Annotated in this window: 19 protein-coding genes, 1 tRNA gene and 1 pseudogene; 17 read left to right on the top strand and 4 right to left on the bottom strand. The window is 57.3% G+C overall.

Annotated elements, in window-relative coordinates:
- Positions 1–80: 80 nt before the first annotated feature.
- The 5 genes from ACCW76_RS09975 (at position 81) to ACCW76_RS09995 (ending at position 4,582) form a co-directional block, all read left to right on the top strand.
- Entirely contained in the window at positions 81–692 is a 612-nt protein-coding gene (locus ACCW76_RS09975; RefSeq protein ID WP_034827706.1) for a glutathione S-transferase, read from the top strand.
- A 13-nt stretch (positions 693–705) separates the two neighbouring features.
- Positions 706–2,085: an L-seryl-tRNA(Sec) selenium transferase gene (gene selA, locus ACCW76_RS09980; RefSeq protein WP_436338444.1), complete on the top strand. Its 1,380-nt coding sequence runs from the start codon at positions 706–708 to the stop codon at positions 2,083–2,085.
- The gene (selB, locus tag ACCW76_RS09985) at positions 2,082–3,932 is read left to right on the top strand and encodes a selenocysteine-specific translation elongation factor (RefSeq protein ID WP_436338445.1); all 1,851 of its coding nucleotides are present in this window, start codon (positions 2,082–2,084) and stop codon (positions 3,930–3,932) included. Before selA ends, selB begins: the two co-directional genes overlap by 4 nt.
- A 109-nt stretch (positions 3,933–4,041) precedes the next feature.
- Positions 4,042–4,326, top strand: a complete 285-nt coding sequence (locus ACCW76_RS09990; RefSeq protein ID WP_436338497.1) for a type II toxin-antitoxin system ParD family antitoxin — start codon at positions 4,042–4,044, stop codon at positions 4,324–4,326.
- Entirely contained in the window at positions 4,292–4,582 is a 291-nt protein-coding gene (locus ACCW76_RS09995; protein WP_038643892.1) for a type II toxin-antitoxin system RelE/ParE family toxin, read from the top strand. Before ACCW76_RS09990 ends, ACCW76_RS09995 begins: the two co-directional genes overlap by 35 nt.
- A gap of 50 nt (positions 4,583–4,632) precedes the next feature.
- Here ACCW76_RS09995 and glyS read toward each other — a convergent pair whose 3' ends face one another.
- Entirely contained in the window at positions 4,633–6,702 is a 2,070-nt protein-coding gene (gene glyS, locus ACCW76_RS10000; protein ID WP_436338446.1) for a glycine--tRNA ligase subunit beta, read from the bottom strand.
- A gap of 9 nt (positions 6,703–6,711) precedes the next feature.
- Positions 6,712–7,623: a glycine--tRNA ligase subunit alpha gene (gene glyQ, locus ACCW76_RS10005; protein ID WP_034827699.1), complete on the bottom strand. Its 912-nt coding sequence runs from the start codon at positions 7,621–7,623 to the stop codon at positions 6,712–6,714.
- A 342-nt stretch (positions 7,624–7,965) separates the two neighbouring features.
- Between glyQ and ACCW76_RS10010 the strand changes: the two genes are divergently transcribed.
- From ACCW76_RS10010 to ACCW76_RS10055, 10 genes are all read left to right on the top strand, one after another.
- Positions 7,966–8,358 (top strand): RidA family protein, encoded by a 393-nt coding sequence (locus ACCW76_RS10010; RefSeq protein WP_038643895.1) that lies wholly within the window; start codon positions 7,966–7,968, stop codon positions 8,356–8,358.
- A complete protein-coding gene (locus tag ACCW76_RS10015; protein ID WP_436338447.1) occupies positions 8,358–9,329 on the top strand; it encodes a D-2-hydroxyacid dehydrogenase in 972 nt (323 codons plus the stop codon). The genes ACCW76_RS10010 and ACCW76_RS10015 overlap by 1 nt, the downstream gene beginning before the upstream one ends.
- An 86-nt stretch (positions 9,330–9,415) precedes the next feature.
- Positions 9,416–10,312 carry a transporter substrate-binding domain-containing protein gene (locus tag ACCW76_RS10020; protein ID WP_038643898.1) on the top strand — a complete coding sequence of 299 codons (897 nt, stop codon included), beginning with the start codon at positions 9,416–9,418 and terminating at the stop codon, positions 10,310–10,312.
- Between the two features lie 76 nt (positions 10,313–10,388).
- Positions 10,389–11,915: an amino acid ABC transporter permease/ATP-binding protein gene (locus tag ACCW76_RS10025; protein WP_436338448.1), complete on the top strand. Its 1,527-nt coding sequence runs from the start codon at positions 10,389–10,391 to the stop codon at positions 11,913–11,915.
- On the top strand, positions 11,902–12,942 hold the full coding sequence (locus tag ACCW76_RS10030) for an alpha-hydroxy acid oxidase (RefSeq protein ID WP_436338449.1): 1,041 nt from the start codon (positions 11,902–11,904) through the stop codon (positions 12,940–12,942). The genes ACCW76_RS10025 and ACCW76_RS10030 overlap by 14 nt, the downstream gene beginning before the upstream one ends.
- Positions 12,942–13,865 (top strand): ABC transporter substrate-binding protein, encoded by a 924-nt coding sequence (locus ACCW76_RS10035; RefSeq protein ID WP_436338450.1) that lies wholly within the window; start codon positions 12,942–12,944, stop codon positions 13,863–13,865. Before ACCW76_RS10030 ends, ACCW76_RS10035 begins: the two co-directional genes overlap by 1 nt.
- Positions 13,865–15,241, top strand: a complete 1,377-nt coding sequence (locus ACCW76_RS10040) for a dihydroorotase (RefSeq protein ID WP_436338451.1) — start codon at positions 13,865–13,867, stop codon at positions 15,239–15,241. Before ACCW76_RS10035 ends, ACCW76_RS10040 begins: the two co-directional genes overlap by 1 nt.
- Before the next feature lie 14 nt (positions 15,242–15,255).
- Positions 15,256–16,017, top strand: coding sequence for a GntR family transcriptional regulator (locus tag ACCW76_RS10045; RefSeq protein ID WP_045815052.1), 762 nt, complete (start codon positions 15,256–15,258; stop codon positions 16,015–16,017).
- A 36-nt stretch (positions 16,018–16,053) separates the two neighbouring features.
- On the top strand, positions 16,054–17,169 hold the full coding sequence (locus ACCW76_RS10050; RefSeq protein WP_436338452.1) for a mandelate racemase/muconate lactonizing enzyme family protein: 1,116 nt from the start codon (positions 16,054–16,056) through the stop codon (positions 17,167–17,169).
- Between the two features lie 275 nt (positions 17,170–17,444).
- Entirely contained in the window at positions 17,445–18,440 is a 996-nt protein-coding gene (locus ACCW76_RS10055) for an acyltransferase (protein WP_436338453.1), read from the top strand.
- Here the strand turns inward: ACCW76_RS10055 and ACCW76_RS10060 are convergent.
- Positions 18,425–19,357: a GlxA family transcriptional regulator gene (locus ACCW76_RS10060; protein ID WP_436338454.1), complete on the bottom strand. Its 933-nt coding sequence runs from the start codon at positions 19,355–19,357 to the stop codon at positions 18,425–18,427. The genes ACCW76_RS10055 and ACCW76_RS10060 overlap by 16 nt on opposite strands.
- A 231-nt stretch (positions 19,358–19,588) precedes the next feature.
- Positions 19,589–21,031, bottom strand: a complete 1,443-nt coding sequence (xylB, locus tag ACCW76_RS10065) for a xylulokinase (protein ID WP_436338455.1) — start codon at positions 21,029–21,031, stop codon at positions 19,589–19,591.
- A 167-nt stretch (positions 21,032–21,198) separates the two neighbouring features.
- Between xylB and ACCW76_RS10070 the strand changes: the two genes are divergently transcribed.
- Both ACCW76_RS10070 and ACCW76_RS10075 read left to right on the top strand, forming a co-directional pair.
- Positions 21,199–21,293: transfer RNA gene (locus ACCW76_RS10070), tRNA-Sec, on the top strand.
- Between the two features lie 160 nt (positions 21,294–21,453).
- Positions 21,454–22,629, top strand: a pseudogene (locus ACCW76_RS10075) (tyrosine-type recombinase/integrase).
- Positions 22,630–22,632 lie beyond the last annotated feature (3 nt).

Below are 22,632 nucleotides of genomic sequence, written 5' to 3' on the forward strand. Positions count from 1 at the left end.
TTTTTGCGCCATACAACAACGTGCGATAAATCGCGCCGCTACAATTTGTGTACCTATCACTGTCGCAAAGGAAACGCCTGATGAAACTGATTGGCAGCTACACCAGCCCTTTTGTCCGCAAAATTTCGGTGATCCTGTTGGAAAAAGGCCTGGTGTTCGAATTTGTTAACCAGTCGCCTTGGGTGGAAGATAGCCACGTGCCGCACTACAACCCGCTGGGCAAAGTACCTGCACTGGTCGACGATAACCATCTCACCTGGTTTGATTCTTCGATTATCGCCCAGGTTATTGAGCTACGCGGTGACGCCCCTGCTCTGTTGCCGGATGACGCCCTGCTCGCTCTGCAGGTACGTCAGCTGGAAAAGCTCGCCGATGGCATCAACGATGCCGCCGTGATGATTGTGCGCGAACAAATGCGCCCCGGCGATCAGCAATCCGAAGAAGTGCTAATGCGTAATCGCGAGAAAATTTTGCGTGGGTTGGACGCGCTGGAAACGGCAGCGGCTCAGGGTGAACTGCTGAACAGCGGTACGCTCAATCTGGCCGACATCGCCACTGGCTGCATGATTGGTTATCTCAACTTCCGTCGGGTGCTGCCTAACTGGTGCGTGAACCGCCCGGCCTTGATCAAGCTGGCCGATACGTTGTTTGCGCGGGAGAGTTTTGCCCGCACCGTTCCGCCTTCCAGCTAAGCTAAGCCACCCGATGAAAACACTGTATTCACAACTGCCTGCTATCGACAGCCTGCTGCGCGATCCCGCGATGCAGCCGCTGCTGCTGCAATCGGGCACCGCGTTTACCACCCGTCAGCTGCGCGCCATGCAGCAAGAAGCACGCACGCATATTCAACAGCATCAAACTTTACCCGGCTGGCATCTTAACTGGCCAGAGGAAGCGCAGCGCCGCGCGCAACAGCAGCAACAAAGCGCGCTGCGTCCGGTGTTCAATCTCACTGGCACAGTGCTGCACACCAACCTGGGCCGTGCGCAGTTAAGCGCGCGCGCGATTGAGGCAGTCACTGCCTGCTTGCGCCAGCCGGTCACGCTGGAATATGCGCTGGATGATGCGTCACGTGGCCATCGCGATCGTGCGGTGAGTGCGCTGCTGAGTGAACTGACGGGGGCTGAAGCGGCCTGTATCGTGAATAACAATGCCGCCGCCGTGTTGCTGATGCTGGCAGCACTGGCGCCAGGTCGCGAAGTGATTGTCTCACGCGGTGAGCTGGTCGAAATCGGCGGTGCGTTCCGCATCCCTGATGTGATGCGCCAGGCGGGCTGCCAGCTGGTTGAAGTCGGCACCACTAATCGCACCCATCTGAAAGATTATCGTGCTGGCATCAGCGACAACACCGGTTTGTTGATGAAGGTGCATACCAGCAACTACCAGATTCAGGGCTTCACCCATGCGGTTGCGGAAGCCGAGCTGGTGGCGTTGGCGGCGCAACATCAGCTGCCGGTGATCACGGATTTAGGCAGCGGTTCACTCATCGACATGACCGCTTTTCATTTGCCCGCCGAGCCGATGCCGCAACAGCTGATTGCCGCCGGTGTGGATCTGGTGAGTTTTTCCGGCGATAAACTGCTGGGCGGTCCGCAAGCAGGGATTATCGTCGGCAAACAGGCGCTTATCGATCGGCTGCAACAGCATCCGCTTAAGCGTGCTTTACGCGTAGATAAGATGACGCTGGCCGCGCTGGAAGCCACCTTGCAGCTTTACCGCCAACCGGAAACTTTGCGCGAAGCGCTGCCCACGCTGCGTTTGTTGACGCGATCGTCACATGAGATTTTGCAGCAGGCCGAACGACTGATGCCTGCGCTGGAACATGCCTATGGCGCTGAATTTTCCCTTAATATCGCCGCCTGTTCGTCGCAAATCGGCAGCGGTTCATTACCCGTTGAGCGCTTACCGAGTTTTGCCATCACGTTTAGCCCACGTGAATCTCACGGCAGCTCGCTGGATGCACTGGCGCAACGCTGGCGTGCATTATCACAACCGGTGATTGGCCGCATTCAGGAAGGAAAACTGTGGCTGGATTTGCGCTGCCTTGAAGATGAAGCGGCGCTGATACGGACCTTAACCACATGATTATCGCCACCGCTGGACACGTCGATCACGGTAAAACTGCGTTGCTACAGGCGCTCACCGGTGTCGATGCCGATCGCCTGCCTGAAGAGAAACGGCGCGGCATGACTATTGATCTCGGCTACGCCTACTGGCCGCAACCGGATGGCCGCGTTGTGGGCTTTATCGATGTGCCCGGACACGAGAAATTCCTCGCCAATATGCTGGCGGGCATCGGCGGTATTCATCATGCCTTATTGGTGGTGGCGTGCGATGACGGTGTGATGCCGCAAACACGTGAGCATTTGCAACTACTGAGTCTGGCCGGGCAACCTCCACTCAGCGTTGCCTTGACCAAAGCAGATCGCGTGGACGCCGTACGCATCGCCGAAGTGCAGCATCAGGTGGCGGAGTTAACGCAGCAACTGGGCTGGCTGGCGGTACCGCAGTTTGTCACCAGTAGCACCACCCAGCAAGGCATCGACGCGCTGCGCCAGCATTTGGGTCAACTATGCGCACCGGCTATCGACACACACCGCCGCTTTCGCCTCGCCATTGATCGTGCATTTACCCTCAAAGGCAGCGGATTAGTGGTCACCGGCACCGCCCTTTCGGGTGAAGTCAGCGTGGGCGATACCTTGTGGCTCAGCAGCCTCAATCGACCCGTACGCGTGCGTTCTCTGCATGCGCAGAATCAGTCAGTCACACGTGCGCAGGCCGGAGAACGCATCGCATTGAATATCGTTGGCGATGTGGAGAAAGATCAGATTGCGCGCGGTGACTGGCTGCTGGCACAACCACAACCCTCGGGCACCCTGCGACTGATCGTGGCGCTGCGTTTGCTACAGCCGTTAAGAAATCCCTCGCAGCCAGTCCATATTCACCATGCCGCCAGCCATGTGACTGGCCGACTGAACCTGATTGCAGGCGAACTGGCGGAACTGGTACTCAACGAGCCGCTGTGGGTGGCGGAAAACGATCGGCTGATTATCCGCGACAGCAATGCACAGCTCACGCTCGGTGGCGGACGGGTGCTGCTGCTGAACAGCAAGAAACGCGGCAAGCGCCATCCTGATTATCTTGGCTGGCTGCAACAGCTGGTGGCAGCGGAAGCCGATGAAGAGAGTTTGCAGGCGCACCTGGCACAGCAACCCGTCGACATGGCCGAGCTGAGTTGGGCACGCCAGCTGAGTGACGATGCACTCACCAATCTGCTGGACAAGGTGGCGCCCGTCCGGCTCGGCAGCGCCATCATGGCCGCAGAACAGGCCAATGACTGGCAGCAGCGACTGCTGGCAGCGCTCACCGCGTTTCATCAGCAGCACCCTGAAGTGCCGGGCATTGGTCGCGATCGCTTGCGTCGCGTGGCTCTCCCCCACCAGCCGCCGGAACAGGTTATCGCACTGATCGATCGGCTGCTTTCACAAGGCCAGTTGCAGCACCGGCAAGGCTGGCTGCATTTGCCTGACTTCGAACCGCGCTTCAATCCCCAGGAAGAAACGCTGTGGCAACAGGTCGGCCCACTGTTCAGCGACCAGCCGCTATGGGTACGCGACATTGCACTGGCGACCCAGCAAGATGAAGAAACCATTCGCAGCCTGCTGCTCACCGCCGCGCGCCTCGGTCATATCACGGCGATCGTCCGCGATCGCTACTACCGCAGCGACCAGATCCAGATCTTCGCCGATCTGATTCGCCAGCGTGACGCCAACGGTGGCAGCACCAGCGCCGCCGATTTCCGCAACCAACTCGGCACCGGACGAAAAATCGCGGTACAGATTCTGGAATTCTTCGACCGCAGCGGCTTCACCCGCCGCCGGGGCAACGATCACCTGTTGCGCGACGCCCGCCTGTTCGACACCCGCACTTAATCCTTCGCGTTGCTTCGCAGTTCTCACTGTGACTGCGCTGCAACGCCGATTCCGCATTGCTCAAAAATGTGCCAGGATGTAAGAATATTTCTTACATTGGGACACGATGATGGCACGTACCATGACAATCGATTTAGGTGATGAACTGCGCGAGTTTGTTGAATCTCTGGTGGCGTCCGGTGACTACCGAACCCAAAGCGAAGTGGTGCGCGACTCGCTGCGTTTACTGCGGGAGAAGCAGGCGGCGTCGAAGCTGGAGGCGCTGAAAGAATTGGTAAGGCAAGGATTCGAGAGCGGTCCTGGTAAAGAGTGGGACCATGAAGATTTTCTGAGACGAGCAAAAGCCAGGGTGGGCATGTATGAAAAGGAAGATCACGATAAAACCGGAAGCTGATGATGATTTGATGAAAATCTGGATATACGGATATTGGAATTTTGGAGAACAGCTCGCAGACGATTATAACCTTAAATTGTCTCAGCTCTTCGATAAAATTGCCCTGTTCGACCTTGGGCGAAAACGACCGGATTTAGGCTATCAAATCTACTCACTTCCCTTTGGCCAGCATATCGTGATTTACCGTGCTGAAATTGATGAGATCTTTATAGGTCGAATCTTGCACCACTCCCAGGAAGTCAGTGCCGAATTTTAAAAACAAAAAGGGACGATTTCTCGTCCCTTCGGTTCACTTCAGTACATCACTTACTGCAGCAGTGAAATATCGGCTACCTGCAGGAACAGTGCGCGCAGTTGCGCCAGCAGCGTCAGGCGGTTAATACGCACTTCCGCTTCATCGGCGTTTACCATCACGTTGTCGAAGAAGTTATCGACCGCTTCGCGCAGCTGCGCCAGTTCCACCAGCGCATCCTGATAACGGCCTTCCGCGAAGTACGGCTGCAGTTTGTCACCCAGCGCCGTCACGAAGGTCGCCAGCTGGATCTCGGCGTTCTCTTTCAGCAACGATGCCTGCACGCTGTCGTTCAGGGTTTCGGTCGCTTTTGCCAGGATGTTAGATACACGCTTGTTAGCCGCAGCCAGCGACGATGCCGCTTCCAGAGTACGGAAGTGGGAAACCGCTTTCATGCGCGCATCGAAGTCCGCCGGGCGCGTTGGACGACGCGCCAACACGGCCTGGATGGTGTCAACGCTGTGGCCTTCTTCCTGATACCAGGTACGGAAACGACCCAGCATGAAGTCGATCACTTCATCCACCACTTTGCCGTTGCTCAGCTTGCTGCCGTAGAGACGCACCGCTTCCTCGGTCAGGGTTTGCAGATCGAGGGGCAGGTTCTTCTCAACGATAATACGCAGCACGCCCAGCGCAGCACGGCGCAGTGCGAACGGGTCTTTATCGCCTTTCGGATGCTGACCAATACCGAAGATGCCCGCAAGGGTATCCATCTTGTCGGCAATCGCGACAGCACAAGCCACGAGGTTCGATGGCAGCGCATCACCGGCAAAGCGCGGCTGATACTGCTCGTTCAGCGCCACGGCCACATCTTCGGCTTCGCCATCATGACGTGCATAGTGCATGCCCATTACGCCCTGCGTATCGGTGAACTCGAATACCATGTTGGTCATCAGATCACACTTCGACAGCAGGCCCGCGCGGGTGGCGTGGTTCACATCGGCACCAATCTGAGCGGCAATCCAGCCCGCCAGCGCCTGAATGCGGTCCGTTTTATCCCGCAGCGTACCCAGCTCTTTCTGGAACAGTACGGTCTCCAGACGCGGCAGGTTATCTTCAAGACGCTTTTTACGGTCAGTGTTGAAGAAGAACTCGGCATCGGCCAGACGCGGGCGCACCACCTTCTCGTTACCGGAGATGATTTGCTGGGGATCTTTGGATTCGATGTTGGTGACGAAGATAAAGTTTGGCAGCAGTTTGCCGTCAGCGGAGTACACCGGGAAGTACTTCTGGTCGCCCTTCATGGTGTAAACCAGCGCTTCAGAAGGCACCGCGAGGAACTTCTCTTCGAATTTAGCCGTCAGCACCACTGGCCATTCCACCAGCGAGGCCACTTCTTCCAGCAGGCTGTCGCTCAGATCGGCGATACCGCCCAACTGCTGCGCCGCCGCTTCCGCATCCGCTTTGATTTTGGCTTTACGGGTCGCAAAATCAGCCACCACTTTGCCGCGCTCCAGCAGCAATTGCGGATACTGATCGGCGTTGTCGAGGGTGAACTCTGACTCGCCCATAAAGCGGTGGCCGCGAATCACGCGATCGGACTGAATACCGAGAATCGTCGCCGGGATCAGCTCATCGCCCAACAGCAGCGTTACGGTATGCACCGGACGCACGAACTGCACGTCACTGGCGCCCCAACGCATCAGTTTTGGAATCGGCAGCTTGCTCAGCGCGGTTGCCACCATCGCGGGCAGCAGTGCCTGAGCACTTTCGCCTTTCACCGAAGCACGATGCACCAGCCATTCGCCTTTATCGGTGCTCAGACGCTCAGCCTGATCCACGGTGATGCCGTTACCGCGCGCCCAACCTTCGGCGGCTTTGGTGGCATTGCCATCGGCATCAAACGCGGCAGCAATCGCTGGGCCACGTTTTTCCACTTCACGATCGGCCTGCGCTGTGGCCAATTGGGCCACTTTCAGCGCCAGACGGCGTGGAGAGGCAAACCAGCTCACCTCGCCATGTGCTAAACCGGCGCTGTCCAATTCTGCGGTAAAGTGCGCAGCAAAGGCTTCTGCCAGGCTACGCAGGGCTTTCGGAGGCAACTCTTCGGTGCCAATTTCCACCAGGAAAGTTTTATCGGTCATGGCTGCCTCTTACTTGTTTTTATTGCACATTGGGAAACCGAGCGCCTCACGAGACGCGTAATAGGCTTCCGCCACGGCTTTCGTCAGGGTGCGGATACGCAGGATATAGCGCTGGCGCTCGGTTACAGAAATCGCCTTGCGTGCATCCAGCAGGTTAAAGCTGTGTGCCGCCTTCAGGATGCGCTCATAGGCCGGCAGTGGCAGCGGTTTTTCCAGCGCCAGCAGCTGCTGGGCTTCTTTCTCGTACTGCTCGAAGCAGGAGAACAGGAAGTCCACATCCGCGTATTCAAAGTTGTAGGTCGACTGTTCCACTTCGTTCTGATGGAACACTTCACCGTAGGTGGTTTGGCCAAATGGACCGTCGCTCCACACCAGATCGTAAACGCTGTCGACGCCCTGGATGTACATCGCCAGACGCTCCAGACCGTAAGTGATCTCACCGGTAACCGGCTTGCACTCCATGCCGCCCACCTGCTGGAAGTAAGTGAACTGCGTCACTTCCATACCGTTGAGCCACACTTCCCAACCCAGTCCCCAGGCACCCAGCGTAGGGTTTTCCCAGTTATCTTCCACGAAGCGAATATCGTGCACGGTCGGATCCAGGCCCAGCTCTTGCAGTGAACCCAGATACAGCTCCTGCAGATTGTCCGGGTTAGGTTTGATCATCACCTGGAACTGATAGTAGTGCTGTAAACGGTTCGGGTTTTCACCGTAGCGACCATCGGTAGGACGGCGTGAAGGCTGCACATAGGCGGTAGCCATCGGCTCTGGGCCAATGGCACGCAGGCAGGTCATTGGGTGTGAAGTGCCAGCGCCCACTTCCATGTCCAGCGGCTGGACGATGGTGCAGCCCTGACGCGCCCAGTAATCCTGCAAGGTCAGGATCAGGCCCTGAAAGGTCTTGGTATCAAACTTTTGCATGTTGAGTACGCGATAAGGGTCGATTAAAAAAGAGTGCGACAGTATACCCTTTGACCGCGGATTGTGCAGCCGGAAATCCTGGCGTGCCGGGGAGTGGTTTTGCCACGGTTTAACCGGCTAAAACTTTGAGATAAGAAAATCGTATACGATTCAATCCAACACCTCCACGAACGCGTCATCGCTTAATTTAATCCTTAAATTTCATAAAAATAACCACACTATAATCAAATCCTATTACGTGACACGCATCACCTTTTCGACCCAATGGTCAAAAATCGCACATTGACACTTGTATAATCGTATACGAAATTGCGGTGAAACAGTTTTGCTTGGAATTTCACCATGAAGACCGCGATTGCTTATCCAGGAATGAACGCCAGTGACCGCCCAATGGGCCCGGCTCCGCTTTCCGCCGCCGTACTGCACGAACCGATGCTGTTTATCTCCGGCCAGGTGGCGATTGACCCTTACAGCGGTGAGATCAAGGGCAATGACATCGCCAGCCAGACGCGTCAGGTATTGAAAAACGTCGGCGACCTGCTGAGCGAAGCACAAATGACCTTCGATAACGTGGTGCGCGTGACAATTTATCTCACCGACCTCAGCACCTTCAGTGAGATGAACGCGGCTTACAGCGAGTTCTTCCAGTTCCCGTTCCCGGCACGCGCCACCGTCGGCATTCAACTTAACCATCCTGACCTGCTGGTCGAGATGGAAGTCACGGCGATGCGCTAATGCATATTCATATCGAAAACGACGCCAGCGCACCGCAGGCCTTGCATCTGAGCATGCTACATCTGCAACAGCAATTGGATGCCCATCCGCAACTGCGCGGTCACTTTACCCTGAGCGAAAACAGCCATGCGGCGCATACCGCAGATTTCCTCGCCACCAGCGACATTCTGTGGAGCGGACGCAAGCTGGCGCTCGATACCTTCAGCACACCGCGCCTCGGCTGGGTGCAGGTGATGTCCGCCGGCGTCGAGCAGTGGCTGACACATCTGCCGCAGGGCGTGACGCTGACCAATGCGTCCGGCGTGCACGGCGATAAAGGTGCCGAGTTCATTCTGATGGCCGCGCTGATGTTCAACTTTGGCATTCCCGGTTTTCTGCAGGATCAGGCCCAACGCCTGTGGCGTCCCACCTTCGGTGGCTGCGCGCGTGGCAAAACGGTCTTGCTGCTCGGCGTCGGCGGTATCGGTACAGCGGCAGCGAAACTGCTGACCGCGCAGGGCTACCGCGTGATTGGCGTGACGCGCAGCGGCCAGTGCGATGCCGACGTAGCGCGTTGTATTCGCATTGATGCGATGGACGATGTCCTGCCGCAGGTGGATGTCCTGGTCTCAACGCTGCCGCTCACGCCCCAGACAGACAGGTTGTTTGACCGCCGCCGTCTCGATCTGCTGCCTGCCCGCGCCGGCATCGTGATTGTCGGTCGTGCCGCCGTGTTCGACTACACCGCGATGCGCGAAAAACTGTGCGCCGGTGAACTGGCCGGTGCGGTTCTGGATGTTTATCCGCAAGAGCCGCTGCCAGTGGACGATGCGCTGTGGAGCACACCCGGCGTGGTGATGACACCGCATTGCAGCCTGGACGATCACAGTGCCTACCTTGAGGGCTGCCTTGAGGTGTTTATCGATAACCTGGTGCGTTTTCGCAGTGGCCATCCGCTGCGCAACCAGGTTGATGTTGCAAGAGGTTATTGAAGTCGCAGTACCTATAAAAGCCGTAAGACGTTCATAAAACACAAGGTCATCGCTTACACATTCACCAGCACCAGGGGAACCTTATTATGAAATTTGCACGCATCGCATTACTGATCTCTGGCATCACCGGCACGCTGTTAGCGGGCCTCTCCAGCGCCCATGCCGCCAGCACCGACCCGATTACGCCAACCGCCAGCGATTTCGCTGCGATGGCGCAGTGCAAGGCGCTGCAGACCAAATACCCGTCACTCAAAGGCAAAGATCTGGTGGTAGGCCTGGGTGGCTACACCAAAGGCTTCGAAGCCCCTTCCGAAAAAGACCCAAGCATTATTGAAGGTCTCGATCCTTCGCTGTTCGAACGTATCAGCAGCTGCCTTGGGGCAAAACACAGTTATCAGACCGGTTCGTTCAACGTGCTGCTGACCTCCATCTCCAGCGGTCGTGCCGATATCGGTCCGATGCTGTATGTCACCGATGAACGTCTGAAGCAGATCGCTTTCGTCGCCTCCATGCAGGTGCAGGATGGTTCGATTCTGGCGAAGGGCAACCCGAAAAAAATTATCACTGTGGATGACCTATGCGGCAAAACCGTGGCCGCCGCTGCCGGTTCTTACGAAGCCAACAAGCTGGTGCCCGAGCAGAGCGCCAAATGCACCGCCGCCGGTAAGCCAGAAGTCAGCATGCTGATGGTGCAGAACACTGACAACAGCATTCAGGCGGTGAAAAGCGGTCGCGCCGACATCTATCTGACTGAAGCCGGTTCCGCCATCGCCATCGCCAAAGCCGACAAAACGCTGGAAAGCGGCTTTACCGTTGACCTGCCGATCATGGTTGGCTTCCCTATCGCCAAAGACAACACCACGCTGCGCAGTGCAGTAATGGATGCGATGAAGGTGATTCAGGAGAGCGGTGCGCAGAAGAAATTGCTGGATTACTGGGGTCAGGGCAGCGCTGCTGAACGCCCGGTTGTTGCACGTGGTTAATGCATAAACTCAGTCGGATCAATTGGGTTGCTGCACCACGGGCAACCCAAGCGATCGCATTGAGGGAGATAACGCCTTGGATGATTTTCTTAAGTACCTGACCTTCCCTTACCTGTGGGAAGGGGCCGTCATCGCTGTTCAGTTGCTGGTTGGCGCATTAGCGGGCGGTATCCTGATCGGCTTTTTCCTGGCGTTGGCCAGCACCTCAAAGCACTGGTTCATCCGCGTGCCGGTGAAAACGTACATCTATCTGCTGCGCGGCACGCCGGTGCTGCTGCAACTGATTCTGCTCTACAACGTACTGCCAGAGTTCGGCCTGCGTTTCAGCCCGTTCACCAGTGCCCTGCTGGCGTTGATGATTAATGAAACTGCCTTCTGCGCCGAGATTATTCGCGGCGGCATTATGGCCACCGATCGCGATCAGAGCATGGCAGCGCAGGCCTTTGGCTATTCGCGCACCAAAGAGATGATCCATGTGGTGATTCCGCAAGCGCTGCGCGCCATCCTGCCGACCATGGGCAATGAAACCGTCGGCCTGCTGAAATCGACCTCGCTGGCATCGGTAGTGGGCGTGAATGAGCTGACGATGCGCGGCCAGGCCATCGTGTCGCAGAACTTCCTGTTCATTCCGGTACTGGTGGCCTCGGGCGGTATTTACCTGATTCTCTCTACGCTGCTGGCGGGCGGTCAGTGGTGGCTGGAGAAGTTTTATAACCTCGACGAACGTGCCCGCCGTGCCCGTGCGCGCCTGGCAAAACTGCCGCCAGAAGCGGACGTGATGTCGATGCAGTTGCCGAAACGTCGCTGGGATACGCAAACCGCCGCGCCGGTACTGGAAGTGGACAACCTGTGCGTCGAATACGCCGGTAAAGCGGTGCTGAAATCCCTGTCGCTGACCGTGCGTCGTGGCGAAGTCGTGGTGCTGCTCGGTCGTTCCGGCTCCGGTAAAAGTACCCTGCTGAAATCGATTCTGGCGCTGACGCCACGCAGTAGCGGCACCATCCAGACCGAAGGCCACTTTATGGGCAGCGATGAAAACGGCCGCCCTCTGGCTGCCCGTCATCTGCCCGCTAACCGCGCCAAATCCGGCATCGGTATCGTGTTCCAGCACTTCGCGCTGTTCGATCATCTCACCGCGCTGGAAAACGTGATGAGTATTCTGCTGCGTGTGCAGGGTGCCCAACCCGAAATCGCCCGCGCTAAAGCAATGCGTGCCCTGAAGATGGTCGGATTGCAGGATTTCGCCGCCTCGCTGCCGCACGAGTTGTCCGGCGGTCAGAAACAGCGTGTCGGCATTGCACGAGCCTTAGCGGCAGAACCGCAAATTTTACTGTTCGATGAGCCGACCTCGGCGCTCGATCCTGAGCTGGTGCGTGAAGTGAACCAGACTATGCGCAGCCTGGCGCAAACCGGCATCACCATGATTATCAGCACCCATGACATTGCCTTCGCGGCGGGCGTGGCCGATCGCGTGGTGTTCCTGCAGAACGGGGCGCTGATCGAAGAAGGGCCACCGGCCATTTTGCAGAATCCAAAAACGCCGGCTTTTGCCACCTTCCTTGAACATGAAAATGCCGCGGAGGCTCAGCATGCCAATGCATGATCTTGCCGCTCGAGAACGTCTGGGCGATGCGCTGTTCCGCTATATGCAGGGGCAGCCAGCCGACGCGCTCTCTGACGAACCGGATGCTAACCAGCAAGCGCTGCGCCGTTTTCGCTTGCTGCCGCGTGTACTGCAGGGCAATGAGGCGATCAGCACCCAGACCACCATCCTCAACCAAAACTGGTTTGCTCCGCTCGGCGTCGGTGCCTTTGCGGGGGATCGCATCTTCCATGAAGAGGGATTGCTGCCGATTGCCCGCGCCTGCAAACGTCTGCAACTGCCGCTGGTGATCTCCGAAGAGACGGTCACGCCGCTGGAGCAGATTGGTGCGGAGTACGACCGCTGCTGGCTTCAGCTACGTGCGGCGGGTGATGTTGGGCGTATCAAAGATTTGATCGATCAGGCCGCACAAGCCGGATTCAAAAATATCGTTCTCACCGTGCTGGCACCGGTGCATCCGGTGCCGGGATTACAGCCAGGCGGCTTCTCAATTGGTGAAGCGCTCAAACAGCGCGGCTGGCACACCGTCGGCGGCACGCAACCGGGCGTTGAACCCTTGCCGGCCTTTCCGGTGTGGCGCTGGCAGGAAATTGACGAGGTGGCCGCACACTGCGCTGCGCGTCAACTGCCGCTGTGGCTAAAAGGCATTTTGCATCATGACGATGCGGCACCGGCGGCACAGCACGGTGTGAGCGGCATCATCGCCTCGAATATTGGCCTGCGCCAAAGCGCGCGCTGGGCCACTCCGGTCGATCAGCTCGCCGATTTACAGGCGGTCACTCGTCTGCCGCTGCTGCTGGATGGCGGCGTGCGCTGTGGTAGCGATGCGGTAGTGGCGCGCTGCCTGGGGGCCTCACTGTCTCTCAGCGTGCGCCCGATCATCAGTGCCCTGGTGGCCGGCGGCGAAAGCGCAGTGTTCGATCTGCTCTCCGGCTGGATCAATGAGATCACGGCTATCAGCCACTGGTGCGGTGTCAGCGACATGGCTGCGCTCAATGGCAGTTTTGTCACGGAGGTACGCAGCTGATGCACTCGTTAATCTTCAATCAGGGCGATGCCAGCGAATCACGCATCTATTACTGCGCCCACTACCTGGCCGACAGCCTCGGCTTGTTTGCCGCTGAGCAGTTGCAGGTGAGCTTCACCACCAGCGCATCGGGCGGCCATACCGTGCAAGGCGGGCAAGTGCCGGCGGTGTTGAGCCGCGAAGCGGACCTTACGCTGGGCGGTCCAATGGTCGTGATGAAGCATTACCAACAGCACGGCGCTGAGTTGCAGTGCTTTTGCGCCTCGGTCGCCGCCAACCCGTGGTTTCTGGCGGCAGCGCAGGCTCAACCCGATTTTCAGCTGAGCGATTTGCGCGGTAAACGCGTGCTGGATGTCGGTAACGTCGGCACCGCCACGCTGACCTTCCGCTGGCTGCTGACAAAGCACGGTTTGCTGGATCAGGTGGAGTTGATTGCCGGTAGTGGCGATCAGGCACGGGACTTCGCGGCCGTCGCAAGGGGTGAAGCGGACTATGCGCTGCACGCCATGCATATGCTGGCACCGGCGATTGCCGCCGGACAGCTGAGCAGCATCAGTAGCCTCGCTTTACTGTGCGGCAAGGTGCCGTGGAGCGCCTACATTGCGCGGGCCGATGTCCTCACTGAGAAAGCCGCTGCGTTTGCTGCCTTCTCACGCGCCATCGAACAGGCACTGGCGTGGATCGCCACGCATGATGCCGAAGCACTGGCCGCGCAGGTGCAGCACTGTTATCGCGATTATCCGCTTGATGCGCTGGTCACCGGTTTAGCCGCTTATCAGCAAGCCCACGTTTTCGCGCCCAACGGCCTGATTCCAGCAGATGAATTTGACCACTTCAGCCAGTTGCTGAGCGCTATCGGCTGGCTGGATCCCTCTCAGCCCGTTCCCTATCGCGAGCTGGTGACGCAAGCAGGAGCAGAGTGATGAAACAATTAATTATCAACGGCCTGGTGGTGACAGAAACCCGCGCTGCACCCGCCGATGTGCTGATTGAAAATGGCAAAATCAGCGGTCTGCTGATGCCGGGTGCCCTCGCTGACGGCGTCGATGAAATCATTGATGCGCAAGGTTTAATCATCGTGCCTGGCGCGATTGATGTGCACACCCATTTCACCGGTTCGCATGATTTTCCGGAGCAGGAATTACTTGAAGGCACGCGCGGTGCGGCCGCACACGGTGTCACTACCATCGTTGAAATGCCGCACTCGCTGCCGCCTGCCACCAGCCTCGCCAACTTCACCGCTAAGCAGCGCTGGCTGGCGGACAACTGCTCGGTGGATTACGCCATGTGGGCCGGACTGGATGGCCGCAACGTGCACGAACTGGCGGCGCTGGATCAGGCCGGTGCCCTGGCGTTCAAAGCGTTCCTGTGCAGCGGTGCACCCAACGGCGAAGCCACTGATGAGAAAGGCTTACCGCGCCTCGACGACGATGGCCTGCTGCGTGCAATGCGAGAGCTGGCCACCTTTGATGGCTTGATTGGCGTTCACGCCGAGAACCACGACATCCTGATCGGCGCCGGCAGCGAACTGCGCCGCGCCGGACGCAAAGATACCCGTGCGCATGCGCTGGCCGGGCCAGAAATCGCCGAAATCGAAGCCGTGGGGCGTGTCTTGGCGGTGGCGCAAGAGACCGGCGCACGCTGCCACATTGTTCATGTCAGCTCTGCGCGCGCCGCCGAAACCATCGTTGCTGCTAAAGGCAAGGTGCGCGCCAGTTTCGAAACCTGTCCGCACTATCTCATTCTGGACGAAGATGATTTGGTGCGCATTGGCCCTAACGCGCGCTGCGGTCCGCCGATTCGCCCGCGTCCAGTGGTCGATGCGCTGTGGCAGGTGCTGCTGCGTGGCGATGTCGACATGATCGCCTCTGACCACTGCCCCTACACCCCGGCACAGAAGCAAGCCGGTGAAACCAGTATCTGGGAGGCCGGAATGGGGTTAACCGGTGTGGAAACATTAAGTCCAATGTTCTTCAGCGCAGCGCATATTGATCGTGGCCTGGCCCTTACGGAATTTGCCCGCATGACCGCCAGCGGCCCCGCCAAAGCCTTCCAGCTGTGGGGCAAAAAAGGCGCGATTACACCCGGCTTCGATGCCGATTTGGTGTTCATCGATGCGCAGCAAAGCTGGACCGTGGAGGGGGAAAAATTCCAGGGACTCGGCAAGTGGAGCGCATTTGAAGGCATGCGCTGTCAGGGTAAAGTGGTGCGCACACTTATTCGTGGTGTCACGGTATTCCAGGATGACCAGATGCAGGTTGAACCCGGCTTTGGTCAGTTCGTGACCCGGCAGGTATAAACAGGACAATCACCATGGCAGGAAAATCATCCACCCCAAGCCGTAAAAGCAGCGCACCGCTGGCGCAGGAAGCCGCCACAGACGGCAACTGGCAAGCCGCGCGTCCGCGCACGCTGGTCGATCATGCGGTAGACGCCATTCTCAGCGCCGCCTCACGCGGGCTGATTTTACCCGGTGACCGCATCGCTGAACCGGATCTGGTCGCAAAACTCGGCATGAGTCGCGTGCCGATTCGTGAAGCGCTGCGCATCCTCGAAAGCCAGGGCATCGTCACCAGCGAACCGTATAAAGGCATCCGTTTGATGGAGATCTCCCATCAGCGGCTGGAGCAAATTATTGATGTGCGCATCCCGCTGGAGACGCTGGCCTGTCGCCGTGCGATTGAAGCCGGACGCAACGGCGCTGAGCAACTCACTCTGCTGTATCAGGGCGTGGCACAGATGCAAACCATGATGCAAAACGACGATGTGTATGGCTTTGCCTCGGCGGACACCGATTTCCACCGCACGCTGTGCAGCTTCGCCCACAACCCGGTATTGAGCAATTTGTGGGAGTCGATCGCACGCCAGCTGACGGTGATTTTCGGCCTCTCCACCATGGGTAAATCGATGAGCGACATCATTGAAGAGCACCAGCGGCTGATCAACGTGTTCGCCGAGGGCGATATCGCGCAGATGACCGATGAGATTGAAAACCACATCCGCATTCAGGCACTGGATGTGGACTACGAGACCTTGATTACGCAGCGCCGACAGCAGCGTTCCGCTGTGGGCTGATGCTTTATTGATTGCCTTTACACCAGGAAAACCACGATGAAGATCACCAACGTTGAAGCGTTTTATCTGCGTCTGCCGGTTATTGAGCAGCGCACCGATAGCTCGCAGGATGCACTGCTTATCAAAATCACCACCGATGCGGGCATCACCGGTTGGGGTGAAGTGGATGGCAGCCCGTATGTCACCAAAGCCATTATCGAAGCGCCCTATTCGCACACCATGGTCACCGGGCTGAAATCGCTGCTGATCGGCGAGAATCCGCTGGAGACCGGCCGCCTGTGGAAGAAGATGCACAAAGCCACCATTTACTACGGGCGCAGCGGTGCAGTGCTGCAGGCGATGGCAGGGATTGATATCGCCCTGTGGGACATCAAAGGCAAAGCACTGGGCAAACCGATTGTTGAGCTGCTGGGCGGCGCGATGCGCGATAAGATGCGCGTTTACTCCTCCAACATGTTCCAGTACAGCGTAGAAGAAACGGTGGCGCGCGCGCAGCACGCCATCGATACCGGCCACACTGGCGTGAAGTTTGGCTGGGAGCCGTTTGGCACCGATGAAGCGCTGGATCTGCGCTATCTGGAAGCGCTGCGTACCGCGATGGGTGACAAGGTGGATCTGATGCTGGATGTGGGTCACGTCTGGGATGCGAAAACCACCGTGCGCCGCAGTCAGCGTTATGAACATCTCAATCTGTTCTGGATAGAAGAGCCGCTGCACCCGGATAACTATGCCGGTTACGGTCAGGTCTCTGCTGCCTGTCAGCAGCACATCGCCGCCGGTGAGCAAGAGTGTTCGGTGGTCGGGTTCCAGCGCCTGATTGATGAAGGCGGCATCGACATCGTGCAGATCGACCTGACGCGTACCGGCTTTACCCAGGCGATGGAGATCGCCAGTTACGCGCACAGCCGTGGTCGTAAAGTGTGTAACCACAACTTCACCACCGACATCAACACCGCCGCCTCGCTGCATTTCCTGTGCGCGATTAAGAATGCGCTGGTGATGGAGTATTGCGTTGAACCAGGTGAAATCAGCCGTTCGCTGGCGAAAAATCCAGTGCGCATCGCCGATGGTTACGCCTGGTTGCCGAGCGAGCCAGGTTTAGGTGTTGAGCCGAACGAAGCGGTGATCGAGAAGTTTTTGGTACGCGATTGAGTCACCGCAAGGCACACACCGGGTAGCGGCGCGATTTATCGCTCGTCAGTTTTTATTCGCAAAAGCGGCCACCGTTAAACGTGGCCGCTTTTTTCATTTGAGTGAGCATGCCGGCGTGCAGGCCTGAGCACCGCGGCTATTGCCGGGCTGTCTTCACGCCGCGACCAGACAGCGTCACCCGTAACAGAGTGATCCGAATTTCAGTCCCAAAGGTTGTTGACGCACCGCGCTGTGACTACCCTTCTTCGCACGGACGTATTGCCGACGAGGAAGCCATGTCGCAAAAAATACACTGGATCGACAATTTACGTGCGGTTGCCTGCCTGATGGTGATCGTCATTCACACCACCACCTGGTACATCACCGGGCCAGTGGCCGTCACGGGGTTCAGCTGGGATGTGGCGAACCTGCTCAACTCCGCGTCGCGCGTCTGCGTGCCGCTGTTCTTTATGATTTCCGGCTACCTGTTCTTCGGTGAACGCAGCGCACAAGGGCGACATCTGCTGCGCATCGTGCTGTGTTTGCTGTTCTATAGCGCAGTGGCACTGGCCTATATCACCTGGCTAACGCCTATCAGCGAAGGCCGCTCGCTGCTGAAGCTGCTGCAAAAACCGGTGTTCTATCACCTGTGGTTTTTCTTCGCCATCATCGGCATCTATCTGTTATCACCGCTGATTCAGGTGAAAAACGTGCAACCGCGCTACGTGGTGCTTTTGGTGATCGTGTTGGCGGTGCTGGCGAATCCCAACACCGTGAGTCAATCGCTGGGCCCTTTCCACTGGCTGCCGGTCAATCTCTACGTCAGTGGTGACAGCATCTATTACCTGCTGTATGCGCTACTGGGACGGGCGATTGGCTGCATGGAAACCGATAAGCGCGGCATCAGCTGGCTGGCGGGATTGGGCTTTATCGCCTGCTGGATTGGCATTACGCTCGGCACGAAGCAGATGCTGAAAATCAACGGCGCGTTCAACGACACCTGGTATCTCTACTGCGGTCCGCTGGTGTTTATCGCCGCCATCAGCTTGCTGGTGCTGTTCAAGAATGTGCTGAACAGCCGCACGCTGCCGATGCTGGCAACGATTTCGCGCTACTCACTGCCGATTTACGGTTTTCACGCGCTGTTTATCCACTATTTGCGCACCAACCATTACGACGATATGTCACGTCCGTGGCTGGATCTGCCGTGGGTATTTGGCATCACGCTGATCGGCAGCTTGCTGCTGGCCGTGCTGCTAAAACGCGTGGACAAATATCATCTGGTGAGCTGATCGTCCCAGCGCTGATGCGCGCGACGCAGCTGACGTGCCGAGGAGAATCCGGCCGACAGCGCAGCTTTCTCCGCCGCTTCGCCTTGTTGCTGCCGCTGGCGCGCAATCACCAAACGCAGCTGCTCATGGTATTCCCGCACGCTGATGCCGAGATGCTGGCGGAACAGGCGCGTTAAGTGACGTTCACTGACGTGTGCACGCTCGGCCAGCATGGTGAGCGACCAGTCGTGTTCGGGATGGGCGATCATCACGTCCTGCGCGCGGTGAATCGCCGGATGCAGGTGATTGCGATAGCGCAGCCACGGCGACAGTTGTGGATCGTCACCGGAACGCCGGAACCATACCACCATTTCCCGCGCCACTTTCAGCGCCTGCGGTGCACCGCACAGTCGATTGATCAGATGCAATGCCAGATCGATGCCCGCCGTGATGCCCGCGCTGGTCCAGATGCCATGATCTTCCACGAACACGCGGTTATCTTTCACTAAAGCAGCCGGTGCGGCGGCTTTCAGGCGCGGTAACACATCGTGGTGAGTGGTGCACTGGACCCCATTCAACAATCCAGCCTGCGCCGAGAGCAGTGCACCGGAACAGATGCAGACTAATGTGATGCGTTTAGACTGGATGGCGGACTGTTGTGAGCGTAGCCAGTCGCGCGCGGCAGCAGCAGGTGCCGTATCGAACCAGACTTTGGAGTCATTCACGCCGGGTACCACCAGCAGGCTGTTATCGGGCAGGCTATCGGGCAACGGCGCGATATCCGCGATCGTCATGCCGGTGGAGCAGCGCACGCTGGCTTGCGGGCCGATGTAGTGCAAGGCAAAAAAGCCATCCGCCAGTTGCAGGGTTTCCGCCGGGCCAGTGAGATCGAGCGCCATCACGCCAGGAAGAACCAGAAAATAGACGGGCTGCGGCATCAAAGGCTCCAGGTTTGGTGATGTGTTTAGCTCTCCACCTCGGCATGGCAGAGGAGAACCGTTCGCGGGCTGAGGTCACATTGCTGCTGTCTCAGCCTTTTTGGCTATCCTCTCCTGCTGATCACGGGCGAGTGCCAGGGACAATTCAGGCCATACAACATAGCCTGAATGGCTCATCATAGCCGAATAAAATTCAAATACACGACCGAATCCGGCCATCACCCAACCGAATCAGGACATCAGCGGTTGGAGCTGCTGATACAGCTGCGCAAACATCTCGCGCTGCGGCTGATAAGCCTGATAACGAGCCGCATCGGGTTGATGCCGCTGCACCAACTCTGGCGCGGGCCACTCGCTCTGTGGATCGATGGCCAACTGCGCCAAACGTGCCGCACCCAGCGCCGGGCCCACTTCGCCGCCGTGGCAATAATCCAGGGTTAATCCGCTGATATCCGCCAGCATTTGCCGCCAGTAAGCACTGCGCGCGCCGCCGCCAATCAGCATCACCGTTTGGGGTTGCACCCCGCACTCGTGCACCGCTTCCATGCCTTCAGCCAGCGCAAAGCCTACTCCGGCCAGCACCGCGCGTGCCAGCTCAGGACGTCCATGCTGATGAGTTAAACCAAAGAAGGCGCCCTGCGCCTGCGGATTGTTATGCGGAGTGCGTTCACCGGAGAGATAAGGCAGGAACCAGATCGGTGCGGCTTCGCGGCTGGCTTTTTCCGCTTCCGCCAGCAGTTCAGGCACGTCTTTACAGCCGGTGAGCGCGGCTGCCCAGTCAAGGCAGGATGCAGCACTCAGCATCACCGACATCAAATGCCAGCGGTTGGGTAGCGCATGGCAAAAACTGTGTACCGCACGCTGCGGGTTGCTGAGGTAACCGTCGCTGACCAGGAAATAGACGCCAGAAGTACCGAGCGACAGCATGCCCTGGCCCGGCGCCACCATACCGACACCCACTGCTCCCGCGGCGTTATCCCCGCCGCCCGCCACGATCGGCACCGCGTTCATCTTCCAGCGTGCGGCAACGTCAGGCGATAAGGTTCCGGTGATCTGGTTGCCTTCGTAAAGCGCAGGCATCTGGCTGCGGTTGAGATCGCAGGCGCTGAGCATGACATCGCTCCAGTCGCGCTTTGCCACGTCGAGCCACATCGTGCCCGCCGCATCGGACATGTCGCTGGCGAAGTCGCCGCTCATACACCAGCGCAGGTAATCCTTGGGCAGCAGGACTTTCGCCACCTTCCTAAACACCTCCGGTTCGTGTTGCTGCACCCATAGCAGCTTGGGTGCGGTAAAGCCCGGCATCATCAGGTTGCCGGTGATTTGACGTGAGTCCGGTACGCGCCGTTCCAGCTCATGACACTGCTCGCTGCTGCGCCCGTCGTTCCACAAGATGGCGGGACGCAACAGCTGATTTTCGGCATCCAGCAAGGTGGCGCCGTGCATCTGGCCGCTCAGGCCAATCGCGTTCACCTGGCTGAGATCGTGCTGCTGTGCCAGTGCCTGCATCGCCCTATCCGTAGCCTTCCACCAGCTCTCGGGATCCTGCTCACTCCACAACGGCTGCGGGCGCGACACCTGCAACGGCGACGTCTCCACCGCGATGACCTGACCTTGCGCATCCAGCAACACTACTTTGACGCCAGAGGTGCCTAAATCGATCCCGATAACCATGTTCATCTCCTGATGCAGTGAGAAATCATAACTGTAGCCTGAGGTGAAGGATTACATCACCTCCGCACGGCGACGCGTCATACCAGAGCGTGAGAACGTGCTGTAGCGCACGAGTAAGATCAAGATTTTGCGATGGGTTGTGGCTATAATTGCGCGGCATCTTCAAAGGAAGATCGTCGTCTCCGGTGAGGCGGCCGGATTTCAAATCCGGTTGGGGCCGCCAGCGGCCCCGGGCAGGTTCGACTCCTGTGATCTTCCGCCAATAAACTTTCGTAGCCTTACAAGGCTTGTCTTAATTCGCTTTAAAAACAAAGCATTCAACTAAAACCCATCCGTATAAGTCCTATCACATCTGCCAGAATCCACGGCAAATACGTATTGTGATGCGTATAGAGTTTTTATACATACTTAGACTTATATACATGGCACTCACAGACATACAAATCCGACGCGCAAAATCCCAAGAAAAGCCCAGCACCCTTAGCGACAGCCTCGGGCTGGCTTTAATTATCAATCCTGATGGCAGCAAAGGCTGGCGCTTTCGTTATCGCTTCAACAACAAAGCTAACCTGATGTCGTTTGGCTCATACAACCTCTTTTCACTAGCTGAGGCGCGAGAGAAACGCGATGTTGCGTGCAAGCAGGTAGCTAATGGAATTGAGCCAGTAGAGGAGCGCAAGGCTAAAAAGTTGGCGCTTAAAATTTCCGCTGAGAACTCGTTCGAAGCCATAAGCCGTGAATGGCATACGAATAAAGCTGATCGTTGGACGGTGGCTTACCGTGAGGAGATAATCAAGACGTTCAAGCAAGATGTATTCCCCTTCATAGGTAATCGCCCTATCTCGGAAATTAAGCCGCTTGAACTGCTTGAATTACTTCGCCGTATAGAAAAGCGAGGGGCATTAGAAAAAACGCGAAAAGTGCGTCAACGCTGCGGTGAAGTGTTTCGTTATGCGATCATTACGGGTAAAGCTGAATACAATCCTGCACCTGATTTAGCTGTTGCGCTGGCCGTTCCTAAGCAAAAGAATCATCCGTATTTATCAGCGGAAGAGTTACATCATTTTGTCCGCAATCTTGAAGCGTATACCGGCAGCATCATTACTAAGAATGCGACAAAGATTGTCATGTTAACGGGCGTGAGAACTCAGGAGATGCGCTTTGCGACTTGGGAAGAAGTTGACCTTGAAAAAGGTATATGAGAAATTCCAGCAGAACGAATGAAAATGCTCAGGCCGCATATTGTTCCTCTATCAAACCAGGTAATTGATCTTTTTAAACAGCTTCAGCCTATTACCGGCCATTATCCTTATATTTTTATTGGTAGAAATAATCGTACCAAGCCGATATCCAAAGAAAGTGTCTCTCAAATTATTGAGTTACTTGGTTACAAAGGGCGACCTACCGGACACGGTTTTAGACACACAATGTCAAAAATTCTGCACGAGCAGGGATTCGAAAGTGTATGGATTGAAATGCAATTAGCTCACGTTGATAAAAATAAAATCCGTGGAATATATAATCATGCTCACTATTACGAGGATCGAAAAAAAATGATGCAGTGGTATAGCGACATTCTCTTGAATGGTGGTCAATGACCA

This window comes from Pantoea sp. C8B4 (assembly GCF_051336905.1).
Classification (GTDB): domain Bacteria; phylum Pseudomonadota; class Gammaproteobacteria; order Enterobacterales; family Enterobacteriaceae; genus Pantoea; species Pantoea rwandensis_B.

Coding starts and splice junctions, on each gene's coding strand:
- ACCW76_RS09975 (WP_034827706.1), top strand. CDS start 81: ATGAAACTGATTGGCAGCTACACCAGCCCTTTTGTCCGCAAAATTTCG.
- selA (WP_436338444.1), top strand. CDS start 706: ATGAAAACACTGTATTCACAACTGCCTGCTATCGACAGCCTGCTGCGC.
- selB (WP_436338445.1), top strand. CDS start 2,082: ATGATTATCGCCACCGCTGGACACGTCGATCACGGTAAAACTGCGTTG.
- ACCW76_RS09990 (WP_436338497.1), top strand. CDS start 4,042: ATGGCACGTACCATGACAATCGATTTAGGTGATGAACTGCGCGAGTTT.
- ACCW76_RS09995 (WP_038643892.1), top strand. CDS start 4,292: ATGAAAAGGAAGATCACGATAAAACCGGAAGCTGATGATGATTTGATG.
- glyS (WP_436338446.1), bottom strand. CDS start 6,702: ATGACCGATAAAACTTTCCTGGTGGAAATTGGCACCGAAGAGTTGCCT.
- glyQ (WP_034827699.1), bottom strand. CDS start 7,623: ATGCAAAAGTTTGATACCAAGACCTTTCAGGGCCTGATCCTGACCTTG.
- ACCW76_RS10010 (WP_038643895.1), top strand. CDS start 7,966: ATGAAGACCGCGATTGCTTATCCAGGAATGAACGCCAGTGACCGCCCA.
- ACCW76_RS10015 (WP_436338447.1), top strand. CDS start 8,358: ATGCATATTCATATCGAAAACGACGCCAGCGCACCGCAGGCCTTGCAT.
- ACCW76_RS10020 (WP_038643898.1), top strand. CDS start 9,416: ATGAAATTTGCACGCATCGCATTACTGATCTCTGGCATCACCGGCACG.
- ACCW76_RS10030 (WP_436338449.1), top strand. CDS start 11,902: ATGCCAATGCATGATCTTGCCGCTCGAGAACGTCTGGGCGATGCGCTG.
- ACCW76_RS10035 (WP_436338450.1), top strand. CDS start 12,942: ATGCACTCGTTAATCTTCAATCAGGGCGATGCCAGCGAATCACGCATC.
- ACCW76_RS10040 (WP_436338451.1), top strand. CDS start 13,865: ATGAAACAATTAATTATCAACGGCCTGGTGGTGACAGAAACCCGCGCT.
- ACCW76_RS10045 (WP_045815052.1), top strand. CDS start 15,256: ATGGCAGGAAAATCATCCACCCCAAGCCGTAAAAGCAGCGCACCGCTG.
- ACCW76_RS10050 (WP_436338452.1), top strand. CDS start 16,054: ATGAAGATCACCAACGTTGAAGCGTTTTATCTGCGTCTGCCGGTTATT.
- ACCW76_RS10055 (WP_436338453.1), top strand. CDS start 17,445: ATGTCGCAAAAAATACACTGGATCGACAATTTACGTGCGGTTGCCTGC.
- ACCW76_RS10060 (WP_436338454.1), bottom strand. CDS start 19,357: ATGCCGCAGCCCGTCTATTTTCTGGTTCTTCCTGGCGTGATGGCGCTC.
- xylB (WP_436338455.1), bottom strand. CDS start 21,031: ATGGTTATCGGGATCGATTTAGGCACCTCTGGCGTCAAAGTAGTGTTG.